Source organism: Ruegeria sp. N11, assembly GCF_056531525.1.
The window spans coordinates 1-14,719 of record NZ_JBQFLX010000031.1 but is presented as its reverse complement, the minus strand read 5'-3'; the positions used below and the strand labels follow the sequence as shown (position 1 = coordinate 14,719).

Here is a 14,719-nt window from a genome sequence, read left to right as displayed (position 1 = left end):
GTTTTTGAGTCGGCCCCACAAGGGGTTGGCGACCACATGGCGACCACCGCACTTATTTTAGCAAACCGTTGCCGATTTAGTCGCTAGAGGCGGCAATTCAGGTGCTGGCTTCATCTATTTGGTGACCCTACCCCCTGGCACCCTCTCAGCCGGTCACGTGGATACCTGCGAGGCACCAATATTGTCTGGAGCAAGTTTTTTCCCAAGGGCCACCCTCTCTAAGGGAGGGCCCATAGCAGGCTGCAATTTGGAGATCGACAAACACGGGACTTTCGTAGGGTGTGATCTTGTCTAAGTGGGGTGTGATCTTGTCTAAACCGAATAGTGATCCAGGTTGGGGGCGACATGTTTATTGAAGGAGTGGAATACTCGCGCGCTAAAGACATTCACGACGTCTTCGGTGGACAGCGACAGGGCGGCATCTCGACGCCAAAGGACAGCCAATTTGTATTCATCTTCACCGGCAAGAGTGGCGAACAGCACGGCTATGAAGATGGTTGGCAGCACGAGGGCGTCTTCCTCTATACCGGTGAGGGTCAAAAGGGTGATATGCAGTTCAAGGCTGGGAACGCCCACATCCGAGACCATGACATCAACGGAAGGGAGCTACTACTATTCGAGGCCCTAGGGAAAGGGCTCCCTGTTCGTTTCATTGGGCGATTTGCGTGCCAATCGTGGGACACATTCAAAGGTCTAGACACTGACGGAAACAACCGTGAATGCATCCGCTTTCATCTCGTCAGAGCTTCGGCGGACGTGCAGACCGTTCGCGATGAGCCTGATGAAGCCGAGGCAGAATTACCGATTGAAAGGCTTCGTAGTGCGGCACAGAAAGCAGCTAAGCCGCAGCGGGCTAAGAACTGGCGGGAGGCGCGCGTCGCCTATCGAAAGAGGTCAGCCACGGTTCGTGACTACGTCTTGGCACGAGCCAACGGGAGATGTGAACTAACCGGAGAACCAGCGCCATTCCATACGCCATCGGGACGACCTTATCTGGAGGTGCATCATACCCGGCGGCTATCGGATGATGGGCCTGACGATCCCCGTTACGTGGCAGCAATCTGCCCGACAGTTCATCGAGAAATCCATTTCGGGGCGCATGGGGACGAGTTGAACCGTAAGCTGATTGAGAAGTTGGCCGAGATTGAGCCGGCTTAGCACATATCGACGCATTCCCTGAACTGGTCGCGGTATGGAGGTTTCCAACGCCAAGCGGCCATTGACGGGTGCCCAACTTTGGTTTCGATCTCGAAGCACCGCTTCCGGCGGAAACTGACGCTTGTCAAACCGGTCCCTATGTCCGAGATGCGGACAAAGCCGCCTTTGCAAAGTGAGAGCTCATGTTAAGCTGTTTTGAGAATCAACAAGTCGCGAGGGGCTCATGCGCAAGCTTATTCAATCACACTCTATCGCTATTGTTTTCGTGGCGTCTTTCTCTCTGCCTGCCATTGGACAATCGCAAGACCTCTCTAGCGTGTATGCACCGGGCGAACTTGGAGCCATGCGACTTCACACGGAGAAGCCCGAGCAAACTTTGATAACGAACGTAAACATCTTTGACGGCGTCAACGAAGCGCTTACCGAAGGAGCTAGCGTCCTTGTCGAGGGCAAGCTCATCAAAGAGGTGTCCACCGGCGAAATAGACGCGCCTGACGCGGTGGCAATCGACGGTGCAGGCCGCACACTGATGCCGGGGCTGATCGATGGCCATGCTCATGTGATGATTAACAATGACTATGGCGTAATCGAGCGCGACAGCGATATTACCGACTTATCGTACAACGCGGTGCTGGTGATGGAGCGCTTCCTAATGGACGGATTTACATCAGTTCGCGATATGGGAGGACCGGCGTTCGGCCTCGCCAGAGCAGTAAATAGCGGTCTAGTGATCGGGCCACGCCTATATCCCTCCGGGGCCTTCATCTCACAGACATCCGGCCATGGAGACTTCCGTGATCGGGCTGACGCTGGTTTTAGCTACGCTGACGCCGGGGATTTGTCGAATTTTGAGCGTATGGGAATTGGCACAGTCGCTGATGGTGTGCCTGAAGCGTTGAAGGCTACCCGTTTAAATCTCCGAAATGGTGCGACCCAAATAAAGATAATGGCCGGTGGTGGTGGTTCGTCACGCTTTGATCCGATCGATACAACTCAGTTCTCTAAGGAAGAGACCTGTGCGATTGTTGAGGCGACGAAGGACTGGGGAACCTATGTCTCAGCGCATGTGTTTACAGACCGTGCAGTTAACCGCTTGCTGGACTGTGGCGTAAAGACCTTCGAGCACGCATTCTTCCTGTCGGAGGAGACGATGCAGCGCATAGCTGCCGAAGGGGCCTATGTCGTTCCTCAGATGTGGGGCATATCGCCTGATTTGGCTAAAAACCCTCTGATGCCACCGGCCAAAATCCCGTTGGTCCAGGAGCTTGGGAAGCAGTATGCAGATTTCGGACGAAACCTAGTCAAGAACGGCGTGAAGGTTGTCTTTGCATCTGACTATGTCGGCGTGAATGCGGATGCGGAACGCGCACGCAGATATGAGCTTTGGTGGAGGACACAGACCTTCGATTCCAACTTCGAAGTTCTCAAGCAATTAACTTCTGTTGCAGGTGAGGTGCTGGCGATGTCCGGCGCACGCAATCCGTACAAGGAGGGCAAGCTTGGCGTGATCGAACCTGGGGCGTACGCGGACTTGCTCCTCGTCGAGGGGAACCCGCTTGAAGATATCAGTGTGATTGGTGGTCAGGAGCAATGGTTTGACGCCCCCGAGGAATGGGAGCCCATTGATACAATTGATCTCATCATGCTCAATGGGGCGATTTTTAAGAACGAACTCTGATCGGCTCGTACAAACGCGCTTGAGCAAATGATAATTTCGATGACCGCTGTGGGCTCGAAGTGGACGTTCGCTGCGCCAGACATGAATGACTGATCTGCGGACAAAGCCGCCGTTCTTAACTCTGAGCACATTGGCTGCAATCTGCGCTGATGTGAGCCTTTGTTACGCCGTCTAGCGCGTCCTGAGTGTATTGCCATCCAAATAGGCGAAACGAATGAAGCGCGACATTAACTCTCGGCTTTTTCGCGGATAAGCTACTCCGAAATCACTAGGTGAATGCTTCAACAATATGCGCGTCGAGTTTATAAATGGATTCCACGTTTGTAGCGCCGTCGTAGAATGTAACGTCGCTGACTCGGCGTTCAGCTAGCAGTTCGCCTTCGATCCAAAATGCATCGAAAATCGATTTGAACTCGATGCCCTTAGGGTAATCTACATGAATGATCTGGTTCGGTGGCGGCGAAGGTGTATGAACGCAAGAACCTGCAACGGGTACAAACAGGAATTCGGTTACAACTGCCCCATCGTTTGCCAGTGGCACTATGTACCCCGGCAGCCTGATTGTGGTCCCCAGAATTTCTAAATTTGGGCCGCGCCCGATTGAGTTGTTTTGCGCAATGATTTTTCGGCGCTCTTGCATGAGCCTTTCTACGTCGACATCATGGGCGGACAGAACACCATTGGCCGCCTTGTATTCTTTAATTAGATCAGGATTAGAGCGCTCGCTGGTACTGGATGTTCGCCAACGAACTTGCGTTCGCATAGCGTTCAACAACGGATATGGCAGCTTTTCAAATGGGGTTTCCAGAGACTTTAGGGCCGGCTTCAAATCGCGCCAGCTAATTGCAACACGTTCCTGAATAGACTCGTCTAGCGATGAGGAGCGTGAGGCAATGGCCAAATCAAGTAAGCGCTCAGACATGTCAAAACGCTTTGCCCCTGAAGGAGAAGATTGGGCAGCAGGTTTTTGTGGGCTTTGGGCACTCTCCGCCTGAGCAGCTTGAATGTGTGCGAACGCAAGAACTAAAATTACTAGAGCGATCAGGTTGCTTATCATTTCAGTGGTCCACTTGTTCCTCATAGTTGCGACGGATTCCAGTTTTCGGCCGGGGTCCAATATGCAAAGGATCGTTATCTCTCGTGTTTTTGTTGTCCCCATTCGCTGAAAGCAGTCTCCTGGATCATGCTTCTAAACCGCCAATCAAAAAAAGAACGACAAACCCAGTTTTAGTTGTCTGTCCGGTCCGCCGTCAGGTCTGCGCTCTAAAGTGTAGTATCCCACACTGACATCCATAGCAGTGCCTTTAGCCTCATTGACGATCGATGTCTTACCGGCGGTCAAACCCAGTGGAATTGCCCAAGCTTCATCATTGCCAGCGGCATTCCAGTTGTACGAAAGGACGTTGTTGTACCCGATGTACCAGCCCTCTCCCAAACCGTAATTCAGAATGGGTTGCAGGATGGTCACGCTGAAATCGTTCTCGCCCCACATATGAGCAATAACGCCACCCCAGGACAGATCACCGGTTTGCCCAAACATGACAAAGGCAGGGCCAGCGCCCCAACCTGCGCCTTGCAAGGCGTCATTCGTGTGCGTTGGCAGGGAAACTTGCAGGCCATAGCCAAGTGCAATTGCGCTTTCTCCCGGCGTAGGTGAATAAAATGCCTGTGCAGTTGAATCACCGATACCCCAGGTCAGATCATTTTCTGTCGATGGATCGACAATCCCAGGTGGCAATACGGCTCCGGGCTGGACACCTTGGATCGGCACAATCCCCCGAAGCACCAATGTGGCGTCTGTCAGTGGAACAGAATAGACGGGCTGTAGCTGAAAGTTGTAGCTTTCGTCATCGTTCGTCCCGGTCCTGAAGGCGATTGTATTATCCGTGATTAGTGCTTTTGTGTCCGCAAGCGGGTTCGCAGCCTTCCGCGCTGCCTGACAAGCCGCGCCACAAGAATGGGCTTCATTGGCTTGAACACCGATCAGCCCGGCGAAGAGCACTGCACAAGTATAAAGAAGGTTTTTCATATTTTGCTATCGTACCCCGTTTTGATTTGTCGTTAGGCTGTCCTTATACATTCGTCGCAATCGCGGAATTATTCGGATATCCCTCGCGCTGCCGCTGCAATTGGTTGGCCAATCTCTGCCCCAATGCCTCGGAACAGTTCCTGATGGTCATCCGTAAGCCGCGATAGAGTGACGATCTTCTCGAACTGCGCCAACTCAACCAACTGCGGAATGAAGGGCTCGATCAAGGCTTCGTGCCGGGCGTGGGCAGCCGCATCCACGTAACGTTCATAGCCATAAACCGTTTCGCCAACTCGGGCGAATTCGTAAACTAAAAGCCCGTCATCGGAGGCAGATGCCTCAACCATGTCTCTGGCCAATGCATCAAAAGCCTGTGCGTTTTCAGCCGGAACGCTTAGTATGGCGATAAATGCGACTTCTTCAGCGTGAGCATGAGCAACCATTGAAAGGTTTGCGGCCAGTAAGGCTGCTGTGGATCGGGCAAGTCGTCTCATTTCCGGCTTCCTCTCTAAAATGGCGAGGGGCATTGTTCGCCCCCAGCCTCAACTGCCTTGACAGTTAAATGCCGTCACGATGCGTGAACCGCCCATCCATAAGCGTGCCTAACACCTTGATGTTTGAAATATCACGCGGTTCGACTGCAGTTATGTCCTGATCAAGAACAACAAGGTCGGCATATTTTCCCACTTCGATGGAGCCTATTTTGTCCTCCATCGCTTGCTGCGCGGCAGGATAGATCGTGACTGCTTTCAAAGACTCTTCCAATGAGGCCGGTTTGCGGGACAACGGGAACGGCTTGCTGTCCGGATTCAGTGGGTCCTGCAATGTCATCGCAATCTCAACATTTAGCAGTGGACCGATCAGATCAATCGGCGAAGATGGTACGTCCGAAGAGATCGATACGTTGTGCCCAAGGGCCATCAGCGAGGAATAGCGGGCAAAAATCGCTTCGACCTTTGCGCGCCCCAACAGGTCCAACGCGTTAACATCCTGGTTTTCCCAATCAACGTGGAAAATAGGCGTCGTATTTACCATGATTCCATTCTCAATGACTGTTTCATGGTCCTGATCGGACACCCAGAAATAATGGTGTAGCAGGTTGTTGGGAACGTCATAACCAGCGCCGCGCGCGGTCATGATCGCGTCCACCGTGTTGCGTACTGTTTGTGATCCATCGACGTGAGTGCCCACCGGAAGCCCGTTCTGATTGGCATGCAGATAGACCGAAGTTATCATTGGTCCTTCAATGGCAGCCGCACCGCGCGTCGCAGACCCGTCCGCGTAGTCGTCCAGCATCCAGGCGGTTTTTGAACTCCAGTTCCCTTCCGGATGGATCTTTATGCCCCAGATGCGCAGCATGTCGCTGTCGTACTGCTCGCGTAATTCGAGTGTGTGTTCCACGATTTCGTCAGCAGTGGCGGTCGGGTCCTTGAACCCCGTCGCAACAAAAGTGCGGATCGTCAACTCACCGTTCTTTTCCAGTTCGTGTAGATGGGCCAGTGCGAGTTTCTCATCATCTTTCACAAGCGACAGATCGGTAACTGTCGGCATAGCCATCAAAGGTATGTGGACGGCGGTTATACCGGTTTTGACGGCCTGATCGTAGAGGTTTTTCTGGATGTCAGGAATTTCACCTGCTGGATCCCATGCGCCTGCGTTTCGAAATGCCGCAGCCCACTGGAACTCAATCCCGATTCCGGTCTGGTTGCCTTCCGAGTCACGCTGCCAGAACATAACGCCCGGCACCTGATCCTCTTCATCAGGGCTGACTTGACCCACTTCAAAGGCCTTGGAGTTCATCCAAACGTCGTGGATTGTAAAGTCGAGGATAAAGGCCGGACGGTCAGAAACCACCGAATCCAGATCTTCTTTTGTGGGCCACCCGCCATAGGCGACCTGATTGAACCCATAGCCAAGGATCAACTCCTCGTCAGGGTTTGCATCGGCATATTCCTTGACTGCGGCCAATGCCTCCTCAAGTGTTTCAATACCAAACAGACTGACACCGCGCGACGTCCAGCCCGAGGCAACGATGTGATCGTGGCCTGACACAAAGCCCGGCAGCAGGGTATCCCCGCCCAAGTCTAGAACTTCGGTGTTATCACCGATCAGCGCCTCGGCCCCAGCAACATCACCAACATAGCTTATCTGGTTGCCCATGACCGCAACGGCCTGCGCGGTCGGCGCATCATCATTCATGGTAAGGACGGAAGCGTTGGTAAAGACCAGATCGGCGGCCTGCGCGTACAGAGCAGTTGACGATACCAACAGCGCAGCAATTGAAAATGTTAGCTTCTTCATGAGACACTCCGAGGACATTGACAGGTTTTCTGTGTTCGAGATCGATAGTGTAACCTGCGTTTAGGACTGGCTATCCGAATCGTGCAAACTATTATGAATAATTGAATTTCAATGTGCTGCTGCCAGAGCCGGTCGCAGTAAGGGTTAACTGAGGCGCTATGTTACGGTCCAAGAAAATACGTTCAGTGGATCACCTGCCTGATTACACTGGCGTCCAACTCGAAGCGCTCGCTCTCTCTCCACAGGGTCCGAAGCTGAATTGGCGCATGGCCCAACACAATAGTTTTAGCCTTTATTGCGAGGAATATTTTTCGCGTATTCGTTTCCAAGAAGTTCAACACGGCGACACAGTCTTCCTCGGTTTAGTCTTGCCCGACGGCGAACCGGTTCGATTTCAGGGAACTCTATATGAGGATCCGTTTCTTGTGTTCTGGCAAGGGCAAAAGCCAACAGAGTATGACTACGTGGCCGAAGCTGGCACTCAGATATACCTGCTGGAAGTTCCGTGGCTACAGGTCGAGAAGCGTGGATGGGCAACATTTGAAACACCCATCCGCATTACTAGATCTGGCCGTCTGAATGCTTTTGTTCAGCGCATTGAAATGTGTCTTTGCCACAAACAAACTACCGTGGATGCGGAAGATGCTTGGATGTTGAATGACGTTCTCGAGAACCTCGAAAACTTGGCAGGTGAATTTCTTTACTGTGCCGAACCACAAATGCCCGCAGAAAAAGCGAGCCATAGTCAGTGGAAGATCGTTTTGGCGGCAGAAGAGTTTTTTTCAGAAAACCCGGCTGGCACAAAACTAACGGTTCAAGAACTGTGTCGCGAACTCGGGGTATCCAGGCGTTCACTCTTTCTGGCCTTTGAAAAACAGCTTGGTGTTGGCCCAAGCAAGTTCCAATCGATCGTCCAACTGCATCGACTAAGGTCGCTTCTGCAGGAAAGCACCTATGAGAAAGGTGTCGTTTCGAAGCTCATCGGCGAGGCAGGTTTTAGTCACCTAGGCCGGACATCAGTTGCCTACCACCAATTCTTCGGTGAGACCCCGATAGAAACCGCGTCCCGACCAAAAAATGGTTCATGTGCAGGAGCTTCTTAAGACGAAAGTCCACTTTGGGCTCGGTGCAGACGCTCGCCGAATTTTCACGAATGTCTGCTATGCGGACACTGGAGCTCGATGCAGTGAAGGTCAGCTATGCGGACAAACCCGCCGTTGGCCGGAGTGGAGAGCATGCCTTGATCTGGGCCTCAAATCAGAACCTGAACTTGACGCCAAGAACCGGCCCGTGCTGATCGACGTCATATTCGAACGCCCCTGTGGATAGCGTGTCGCTGTAGTCCATGCTGAAATATCGCCACCCAAAGAACAGCGAAGTTGTCTCCCACGGACGCCAATCCACACCAATATTGGCTCCGACTTGCAGGTCGCTACCGCCTGCGCCAAAGCCACCAAGTTCCAAGGATGCAATTGCGGCCCATCGCTCGTTGAGCACCCAAGTGCCGCGTGCGCCGATTACGGGTTCCCACCAGCCTTCATCGCCGCCCAATACCGGTACTGGTGCCGGAGATGTCACCGTTATCTCCTGGCGCAAAGAGTTGTAGCGCGCGCCAGCCTGTAGATCGATGGCGTAGCGCTGCCCGTTACCCCCGATTGCGTCAACGGCCTTGTATGCCGCAAGTAACCCCAGCCATTCCTGACGAATATCGGCGCTGAACGGAACGCTTCCAGGTGTGGGCAAGCTGCCATCGGCTTCAAGCGAAACATGGTTGGCATCAATTATGAAACCCCAATTGCCACGCCAGGCTTCGTATTTACCGGCTGCGGCGAAATCGAGGAGCTCCAGCGCGTCGCCCAAATCCAGATCAAGTGGGACGGTCACTCCTGCAACCGTCGAGTCCCCGCTGGTTCTCGCTGGCAGGAACGCATAGATCGCAAGAGTATGATGCCATTCTGTTTCGCTTTGTCCGGCGAGCGGAATTGGTTCCGCGATGGTTTGCTTCGAAGCGAGTACGGTTATTGTCGCTAAGGCAAGTTTCAATATGGTTTGTTTCATAGGTCAGCTCGTTTGGCTATCTTGATTTCTATATTGACCGAGCCGCCAATTCGGCGGCTCAAATCTCGTGAGCTTAATGACCTTGGGCTTTGAGACGTGCTTCTTCAGGAGTGATTGGTTCACGGTGAGGGAACTGCTCGACGCGACCGTAGTGCATGCCCAAAAGCTTCTGCATCGGCTGAACCACCCAAAGGCCGGGATAAAGTGCGCCGTATTTCTCGCCGGGATCTCGCTTCACATTATAGAAGTCCATTCCCGGCAACCCCCCGTGACCTTCTGTGATGTGGATTTTGTGATCATTGTATCGGAATGCGCCAAGCACATCGGCGCTGTAGTGGGCCATAAACTGTCGACGTCCATGACCTTCTCCATTCAGAAGAAGCGATGTCTGATCAATACCGTCGGTGATCTTGTCACTGGGTATTTTGTCCAATGCGCCACCGATCCGAGCTGCTGTAGTAAACAGGTCAGTAACGTGAATTACGTCCATGGGGTCTTGCATCGGTTGGATCATGCCGGGCCACCAAGCCATTGCAGGGACGCGAACTCCACCCTCAAGAACATCTCCTTTTGCACCGCGTAACAGAGTGTAGCCAGCGGTCGGCCAGAAGGCGTACATTGGGCCATTGTCACTGATCCAGACGACCAGTGTGTTTTCTGCGATGCCTACTGCTTTCAAAGTTTCGAGCAATTGGCCGACATGCTTATTGTGCAAAGCCATGAAAGACGCCTGACGATTGTTCTTGTCCACCATCGGGTGGTCGATGAACTCTTGGCTTGGCGCGATTTGCTGAGCGTATGATGCCCAGTAGATGAAGAATGGGTTTTCGTCCTCGGCATGTTCTTTTACATATTCTGTGATCTGGCTGATCGACTCGTTTTCAAAAGCTTCCTGCCTTTCTGGTGAGAGCGTCCCAGCTGCACCTTCGATTAGGATGCGACCCTCGCCTTTCCGGCCGACATAACCGCCTATAGAAAGATCGATACCCGCCTCTTCCAGATAGGTTTCGTTTCCGGGGAAGTCAGCGAAGGGAAATGTGCCGCTTTGATCCTCATATGATGCCTGCCAATAGTCCGGGGCTCCATTAAAGAGGCCATAGTACGCGTAATCATATCCTTGGTTTTCCGGCGCATGCTCGGGCAAATCACCAAGGTGCCACTTGCCCCACATCGCGGTTTGGTAGCCGACCTCGGATAGAACTTCTGCTGTCGTGACTTCTTCAGGTGATAACCCGTCGACCTGTCCTGGCCATAAAACAGTCAAAAGACCTGTGCGAACCGGATGGCGACCCGTGTTGATGGCGATCCGAGTTGGTGTGCAAGATGGTTCGGCGTAACCCGACCAGAACCTCATCCCTTCAAATGCCATCTTGTCCAGGGTTTCCGAAGGTGTGCCACGATGCTTTCCACCGCCTTGCCAACCCAACTCACCCCAGCCGACATCGTCGGTCAGTATATAAATGATGTTGGGTTTTTTTCCGAACTTCTCCTCCAATGCCGCGAGCTTTGCATCAATTTCGGCATCTTCAGCGGCCCAAGTCTCAGCATAACGCTGTGCGTTTGCCAAATGAGGGCCGTCGGGTTCAAAGGAGCTCGCTGGAGCTGCAATAGCCATAAGTACCGCGAACGCGGCGCTTGTTCTAAGTCCATGTTTCATAGTCTCCCCCCTCAAATTTGCATACAGGCATTGTAAAGATTACTATACGCTACCGTCTATAAATATATACGGTTCCGTATAGTTGAAAATATTAGTTGGTTTAGATAACTGCTGAATTTGATACAGATCAAAGGCAATAGTGTTTTGGTTAAAAGGCGTGTCAGCAAGCAAGATTGGTTAAACGCTTCGCTCGATCTACTTCGGGCCGGGGGGATTGAAGCAGTTCGCGTCGAACGAGTTGCCGATAAGTTGAACGTGGCCAAAAGCGGTTTTTACTATCACTTTCGTGACAGGACCGACCTTCACAAGGCTTTGCTGGACTATTGGCTACAGCTTGATGGCACCCCCTTCCTTCAAGAGCGGCGATTTGCAGAGGCTTCACCCATCGAGAAGCTCGCAATTGTTGCCGACGTCGTAGACTATGCCGATCTCAGCCGATACGACAGCGCGATCCGCCAGTGGGCACGACAGGATCCAAAGGTTCGTCGTGTCTGGCGGAAAGAGATGAACAAAAGGCTTGAGCACATTCGCGGTCTGTTTCGGGAGATTGGGTTCGAGGGCGAGCAAATGGAGATGCGCGTCCGTACATTCGTCGCCTATCAAGTTGGCGAACGCGAGCTTTTTTCAGAGCTATCTGCGAAAGATCGCTCTCGGCTTCGAAGCATTAGACTGAAGCTTCTGGTGTACGGTAAAACCGACGAACCAAAACTTTAGTGCTGAATCTCGACAAGCTTCAACTAAACTGAGGCCGTATTTCTTCATTTAGTCAACGCCCGCTTTGGGCTCGGTCCGGTCATTCGCCATATTCGTCGTGAACGACTGCTCTGCGGACAAACCTGCCGTTCGTTGAGGAAACTCTCCAGATTTAGCCAAACTTGCGAGATTGGGCCAAAGATCACTGTTTTCTCCACCCATACGCATTACCGTTGGTCACTCGACGAAAAGACAAGACCGCTTATGGATTTGTAACGTCAATCTCGCTCAATGCTTCACCCGCAGCGCTGCTAGGCTGGCTGATACCTAAAATAGTGCTCAGAGTGACGGCCACATCCACCGTGGAAACGGGACGACTGACGCGAGTTGGCTTGATACCTGGACCAGCGAAAATGATTGGAACATGCGTGTCGTAGCGCCAAGGCGAACCGTGCATTACGGCAATTGGACCTTCTTCGAAGAGAAATGAATAAGGTGTCTGAACAACATAAATGTCGCCAGAACGTGTTGGGTGATAGTTTCGCCGAATGTGCTCCTCAAGGATATGCCCTCGTTGTTCAGCAAACGGTTCAGTTGGCATCGCAAGCTCAATGCCCGGTGCAGCCATCAAGTTTTCGACGATGCGTCGCTCGATAACACGCCTGTCGGCGCCTGACGCTTCAATCGCGGCATTGTCCAGATATACGTAAGGACGAAAAAAGAACTGTATTGCAGATTCCACTCCGAACTCATCGGCGATGACCGAATTCACATCTATCATCAATGCTTCGGTGGAGTTTCGGAATGTCGAAAGCCCGGCTTCGGCCATCTCTTCTGGCGCTTCCGGCATGCCATGATCGGCGGAGAGCACGTAAAGCACATTCCCACGTCCAACCTCTCGATCCATGAACTCAAAGAAATCAGCTAGTGTCTCGTCCAAACAGCGCACCATTTCTTCGTTCTCCAGGCTGGAAGGTCCAAAGAAATGGTTGGTGGCGTCAACGCCAGAAAAACTGATGCTTAGGTAGTCTGGCCATTCGTCCTCACCAAGCCCTTCCTCTTTGACTACAGTTTTTGCGAAATCGGCTGTGATCCGGTCCCCGTGCGGCGACAATAATACTTGCGTGTAATAGAGCCCGTCGTCTGGCGTCCCATAGAAATGCGGGAAAGTTCGGCCGAACGTACCAAGGTTCGTTACGAAGGAGCGTTCCTTTCTTTCCATTAGGTACGGTGCGTCTGAACACTCCGGCCACCACTCACTTTCGATTTTCGCATCTGCGGGGCGTTTGGAATTCCAATCGAGAACCCAATCTGGATAAGCGTCATAGTAAAATTTACTTGTTTCAAATGCCCCTGTAGCCGCCGACAGCCATAAAGCTTTTCCAGAATGCCCTGCCATTGCAACCGCCGAACGGTCTTTACCAGATACGGAAAAAACTATTGATCGACCGGCATTGGCTTTCACCAGTTCGTCTCCGAACGTCGTCGCCAACAAGTTAACGGGAGAACGGCCCGATGTCACAGCAGCGGCTTGTGTCGGGTCGACTTGATCAACGTTTCCACCGAAGCCTGGAACCGGCAACATCGGGTAGTCCGGATCTTCAATATTGTATCCCAATCGCTCTTCAGCCCTGTTGAACCAGGCATTGCCAATCATTCCATGCTCAGAGGGATGGGCTCCTGTAGCGAGTGTCGCGTGGCCAACAATGGTTTCGGTGTTGGCGTGACGATGATGAGCGTCGGTGTACCAGACGCCGCTTTCCAAAAGCCTTTTGAAGCCAGCTTCGCCGAAGGCGGTCTCATAACGAGAAATCAAGTCTCCGCGCAGTCCATCAATTGTGATTTGAACTACGAGTCGGATGTCTTCCGTTGCACTAGCCGCCGTCGTGGATATTGAAAAAAGGAGTGTTGAGACTAAGGCAAATGATCGCTGCATTTATGACCTCATAGAACTACCCAATCCTCTGAATACCAGCATCTGCGTCCACCGGCTACTGAGGGTCATTAAAGATGCTCTTTTGAACTTCCGATTTGGGCTCAACGCAGTCATCCGAGCGTTTTGCTCAGATGACGGCTATCCGTTTCTGTCACGAGCATAAACAAGCGGGCTCGGAATATGTTTGGTGCTAATAAATCTACGACTACTGTTATCGGCGCATAGTGTCGGTGGACATTGCCATACAACTTTAAACACTTGGTCAAGTATTGGATCTCTGTTTTGCCCATCTATTGCGTTGTGCTTCAGCGATCCGCGCTCGGCCGGAAGCAGACTTTGGGCCAGTTGACAAGCCACCATGGTACCGACATCTCCGTTTTCCTGGAGACACTGGGAGCTGACACTGCGAACCTTTGCGCGTTTTCGCGCCACAGCGTGCACGGCGATGTGTTGGAAGCGGTTGACCCTCTTCGTCCAAGCCAATGTCCTGCAGATCTCGACACTGGCCACCAATACATTTTGAGCACGTCTTCTCTTTGCCTCGACCAGTAACGGTACGAAAGGGACAGATTCGATAGCTTGCTGCCTCACTCGCAGCAAACTTTTCTTGGAGGGATAGCAAGACCTCGCGAAGCATTGGACTCAAACTCTAAACGCCTCCAAATCTAAGCAATTGTAAACATCGGCCTAAGACCCCATGGGCTTTGAAAGTGACCGTATACGCAGGCGGCATCAAATTGGACGATTTGCCTACGGCCTTGTTGGCAGGAAAACAAATAAGCTAGCCGTATTCGCCCGTGCCTACACATGTGTCAGCTATTGTCTGGCAACTCCAAGGGCAGTCGATTTTCGTTCAGCTAGGTTCAGGAGCGCTCGATCAAAATACTCCCAAGATGTAATTGGCCCGTCGCCTTTTCTGGTTATCACCTTGTGCACGTTTGAAACGATTTGATCGGCGCTAAGTTCGAGCTCGAACCATCGTTCCACGGTGCGTTTTGCTGCGTCGCGATCAAGTGCATCAGTGAGGTTATGCGCACCTTTGTTCTGTGCGAGATTTCTGAGAGCTGCGATCAGACGATCAAGTTCTAAGGTAAGTTCGTTGTTTTCAGCATCTGTCAACTGTCTAGCCCCCTCGTTCGGCACCACTAAATTGAGGTTTCTCTAATAAGGTTTCAGGCACAGGTGGGCGCATGTTCAGAGCATGATGTG

The 14,719-nt window shown here is 52.3% G+C and carries 13 protein-coding genes; 4 read left to right on the top strand and 9 right to left on the bottom strand.

Going from position 1 to position 14,719, the window contains the following annotated elements; genetic code table 11:
* Positions 1–345 precede the first annotated feature (345 nt).
* Together ACR0J8_RS22565 and ACR0J8_RS22560 are read left to right on the top strand one after the other, a co-directional pair.
* Positions 346–1,158, top strand: a complete 813-nt coding sequence (locus ACR0J8_RS22565) for an SRA domain-containing endonuclease (RefSeq protein WP_480892450.1) — start codon at positions 346–348, stop codon at positions 1,156–1,158.
* Between the two features lie 223 nt (positions 1,159–1,381).
* Positions 1,382–2,836 carry a metal-dependent hydrolase family protein gene (locus tag ACR0J8_RS22560; protein ID WP_480892447.1) on the top strand — a complete coding sequence of 485 codons (1,455 nt, stop codon included), beginning with the start codon at positions 1,382–1,384 and terminating at the stop codon, positions 2,834–2,836.
* Positions 2,837–3,104: 268 nt separating this feature from the next.
* Here the strand turns inward: ACR0J8_RS22560 and ACR0J8_RS22555 are convergent, their stop codons facing one another.
* The 4 genes from ACR0J8_RS22555 to ACR0J8_RS22540 form a co-directional block, all read right to left on the bottom strand.
* The gene (locus ACR0J8_RS22555; RefSeq protein WP_480527536.1) at positions 3,105–3,893 is read right to left on the bottom strand and encodes a DUF3299 domain-containing protein; all 789 of its coding nucleotides are present in this window, start codon (positions 3,891–3,893) and stop codon (positions 3,105–3,107) included.
* Between the two features lie 144 nt (positions 3,894–4,037).
* Positions 4,038–4,865, bottom strand: coding sequence for a hypothetical protein (locus ACR0J8_RS22550; protein ID WP_480527534.1), 828 nt, complete (start codon positions 4,863–4,865; stop codon positions 4,038–4,040).
* 68 nt (positions 4,866–4,933) lie between these two features.
* Positions 4,934–5,359: a putative quinol monooxygenase gene (locus tag ACR0J8_RS22545; RefSeq protein ID WP_480527532.1), complete on the bottom strand. Its 426-nt coding sequence runs from the start codon at positions 5,357–5,359 to the stop codon at positions 4,934–4,936.
* A 64-nt stretch (positions 5,360–5,423) separates the two neighbouring features.
* Complete coding sequence (locus ACR0J8_RS22540; protein WP_480892444.1) at positions 5,424–7,166, bottom strand: amidohydrolase; 1,743 nt, start codon at positions 7,164–7,166, stop codon at positions 5,424–5,426.
* 266 nt (positions 7,167–7,432) lie between these two features.
* Here ACR0J8_RS22540 and ACR0J8_RS22535 point away from each other — a divergent pair, with 266 nt between their 5' ends.
* Complete coding sequence (locus ACR0J8_RS22535) at positions 7,433–8,269, top strand: helix-turn-helix domain-containing protein (protein ID WP_480892441.1); 837 nt, start codon at positions 7,433–7,435, stop codon at positions 8,267–8,269.
* A 154-nt stretch (positions 8,270–8,423) separates the two neighbouring features.
* Here the strand turns inward: ACR0J8_RS22535 and ACR0J8_RS22530 are convergent, their stop codons facing one another.
* Positions 8,424–9,050 (bottom strand): outer membrane protein, encoded by a 627-nt coding sequence (locus ACR0J8_RS22530; protein ID WP_480892439.1) that lies wholly within the window; start codon positions 9,048–9,050, stop codon positions 8,424–8,426.
* A gap of 247 nt (positions 9,051–9,297) precedes the next feature.
* Positions 9,298–10,881: a sulfatase-like hydrolase/transferase gene (locus ACR0J8_RS22525; protein ID WP_480892436.1), complete on the bottom strand. Its 1,584-nt coding sequence runs from the start codon at positions 10,879–10,881 to the stop codon at positions 9,298–9,300.
* A gap of 117 nt (positions 10,882–10,998) precedes the next feature.
* Here ACR0J8_RS22525 and ACR0J8_RS22520 point away from each other — a divergent pair, with 117 nt between their 5' ends.
* Positions 10,999–11,595 (top strand): TetR/AcrR family transcriptional regulator, encoded by a 597-nt coding sequence (locus ACR0J8_RS22520; protein WP_480892435.1) that lies wholly within the window; start codon positions 10,999–11,001, stop codon positions 11,593–11,595.
* Positions 11,596–11,836: 241 nt separating this feature from the next.
* On the opposite strand, the gene ACR0J8_RS22515 is transcribed toward ACR0J8_RS22520, so the two are convergent.
* The 3 genes from ACR0J8_RS22515 to ACR0J8_RS22505 form a co-directional block, all read right to left on the bottom strand.
* On the bottom strand, positions 11,837–13,510 hold the full coding sequence (locus tag ACR0J8_RS22515) for an alkaline phosphatase family protein (protein ID WP_480892431.1): 1,674 nt from the start codon (positions 13,508–13,510) through the stop codon (positions 11,837–11,839).
* 262 nt (positions 13,511–13,772) lie between these two features.
* The gene (locus ACR0J8_RS22510; protein WP_480892429.1) at positions 13,773–14,147 is read right to left on the bottom strand and encodes an HGGxSTG domain-containing protein; all 375 of its coding nucleotides are present in this window, start codon (positions 14,145–14,147) and stop codon (positions 13,773–13,775) included.
* A gap of 179 nt (positions 14,148–14,326) precedes the next feature.
* Positions 14,327–14,629, bottom strand: coding sequence for a hypothetical protein (locus ACR0J8_RS22505; protein WP_480892426.1), 303 nt, complete (start codon positions 14,627–14,629; stop codon positions 14,327–14,329).
* Positions 14,630–14,719: the final 90 nt, after the last annotated feature.

Excerpts from the sequence above, each read along its gene's own strand:
- ACR0J8_RS22565 (WP_480892450.1), top strand. The coding sequence starts at position 346 with ATGTTTATTGAAGGAGTGGAATACTCGCGCGCTAAAGACATTCACGAC.
- ACR0J8_RS22560 (WP_480892447.1), top strand. The coding sequence starts at position 1,382 with ATGCGCAAGCTTATTCAATCACACTCTATCGCTATTGTTTTCGTGGCG.
- ACR0J8_RS22555 (WP_480527536.1), bottom strand. The coding sequence starts at position 3,893 with ATGATAAGCAACCTGATCGCTCTAGTAATTTTAGTTCTTGCGTTCGCA.
- ACR0J8_RS22550 (WP_480527534.1), bottom strand. The coding sequence starts at position 4,865 with ATGAAAAACCTTCTTTATACTTGTGCAGTGCTCTTCGCCGGGCTGATC.
- ACR0J8_RS22545 (WP_480527532.1), bottom strand. The coding sequence starts at position 5,359 with ATGAGACGACTTGCCCGATCCACAGCAGCCTTACTGGCCGCAAACCTT.
- ACR0J8_RS22540 (WP_480892444.1), bottom strand. The coding sequence starts at position 7,166 with ATGAAGAAGCTAACATTTTCAATTGCTGCGCTGTTGGTATCGTCAACT.
- ACR0J8_RS22535 (WP_480892441.1), top strand. The coding sequence starts at position 7,433 with ATGGCCCAACACAATAGTTTTAGCCTTTATTGCGAGGAATATTTTTCG.
- ACR0J8_RS22525 (WP_480892436.1), bottom strand. The coding sequence starts at position 10,881 with ATGAAACATGGACTTAGAACAAGCGCCGCGTTCGCGGTACTTATGGCT.
- ACR0J8_RS22515 (WP_480892431.1), bottom strand. The coding sequence starts at position 13,510 with ATGCAGCGATCATTTGCCTTAGTCTCAACACTCCTTTTTTCAATATCC.
- ACR0J8_RS22510 (WP_480892429.1), bottom strand. The coding sequence starts at position 14,147 with ATGCTTCGCGAGGTCTTGCTATCCCTCCAAGAAAAGTTTGCTGCGAGT.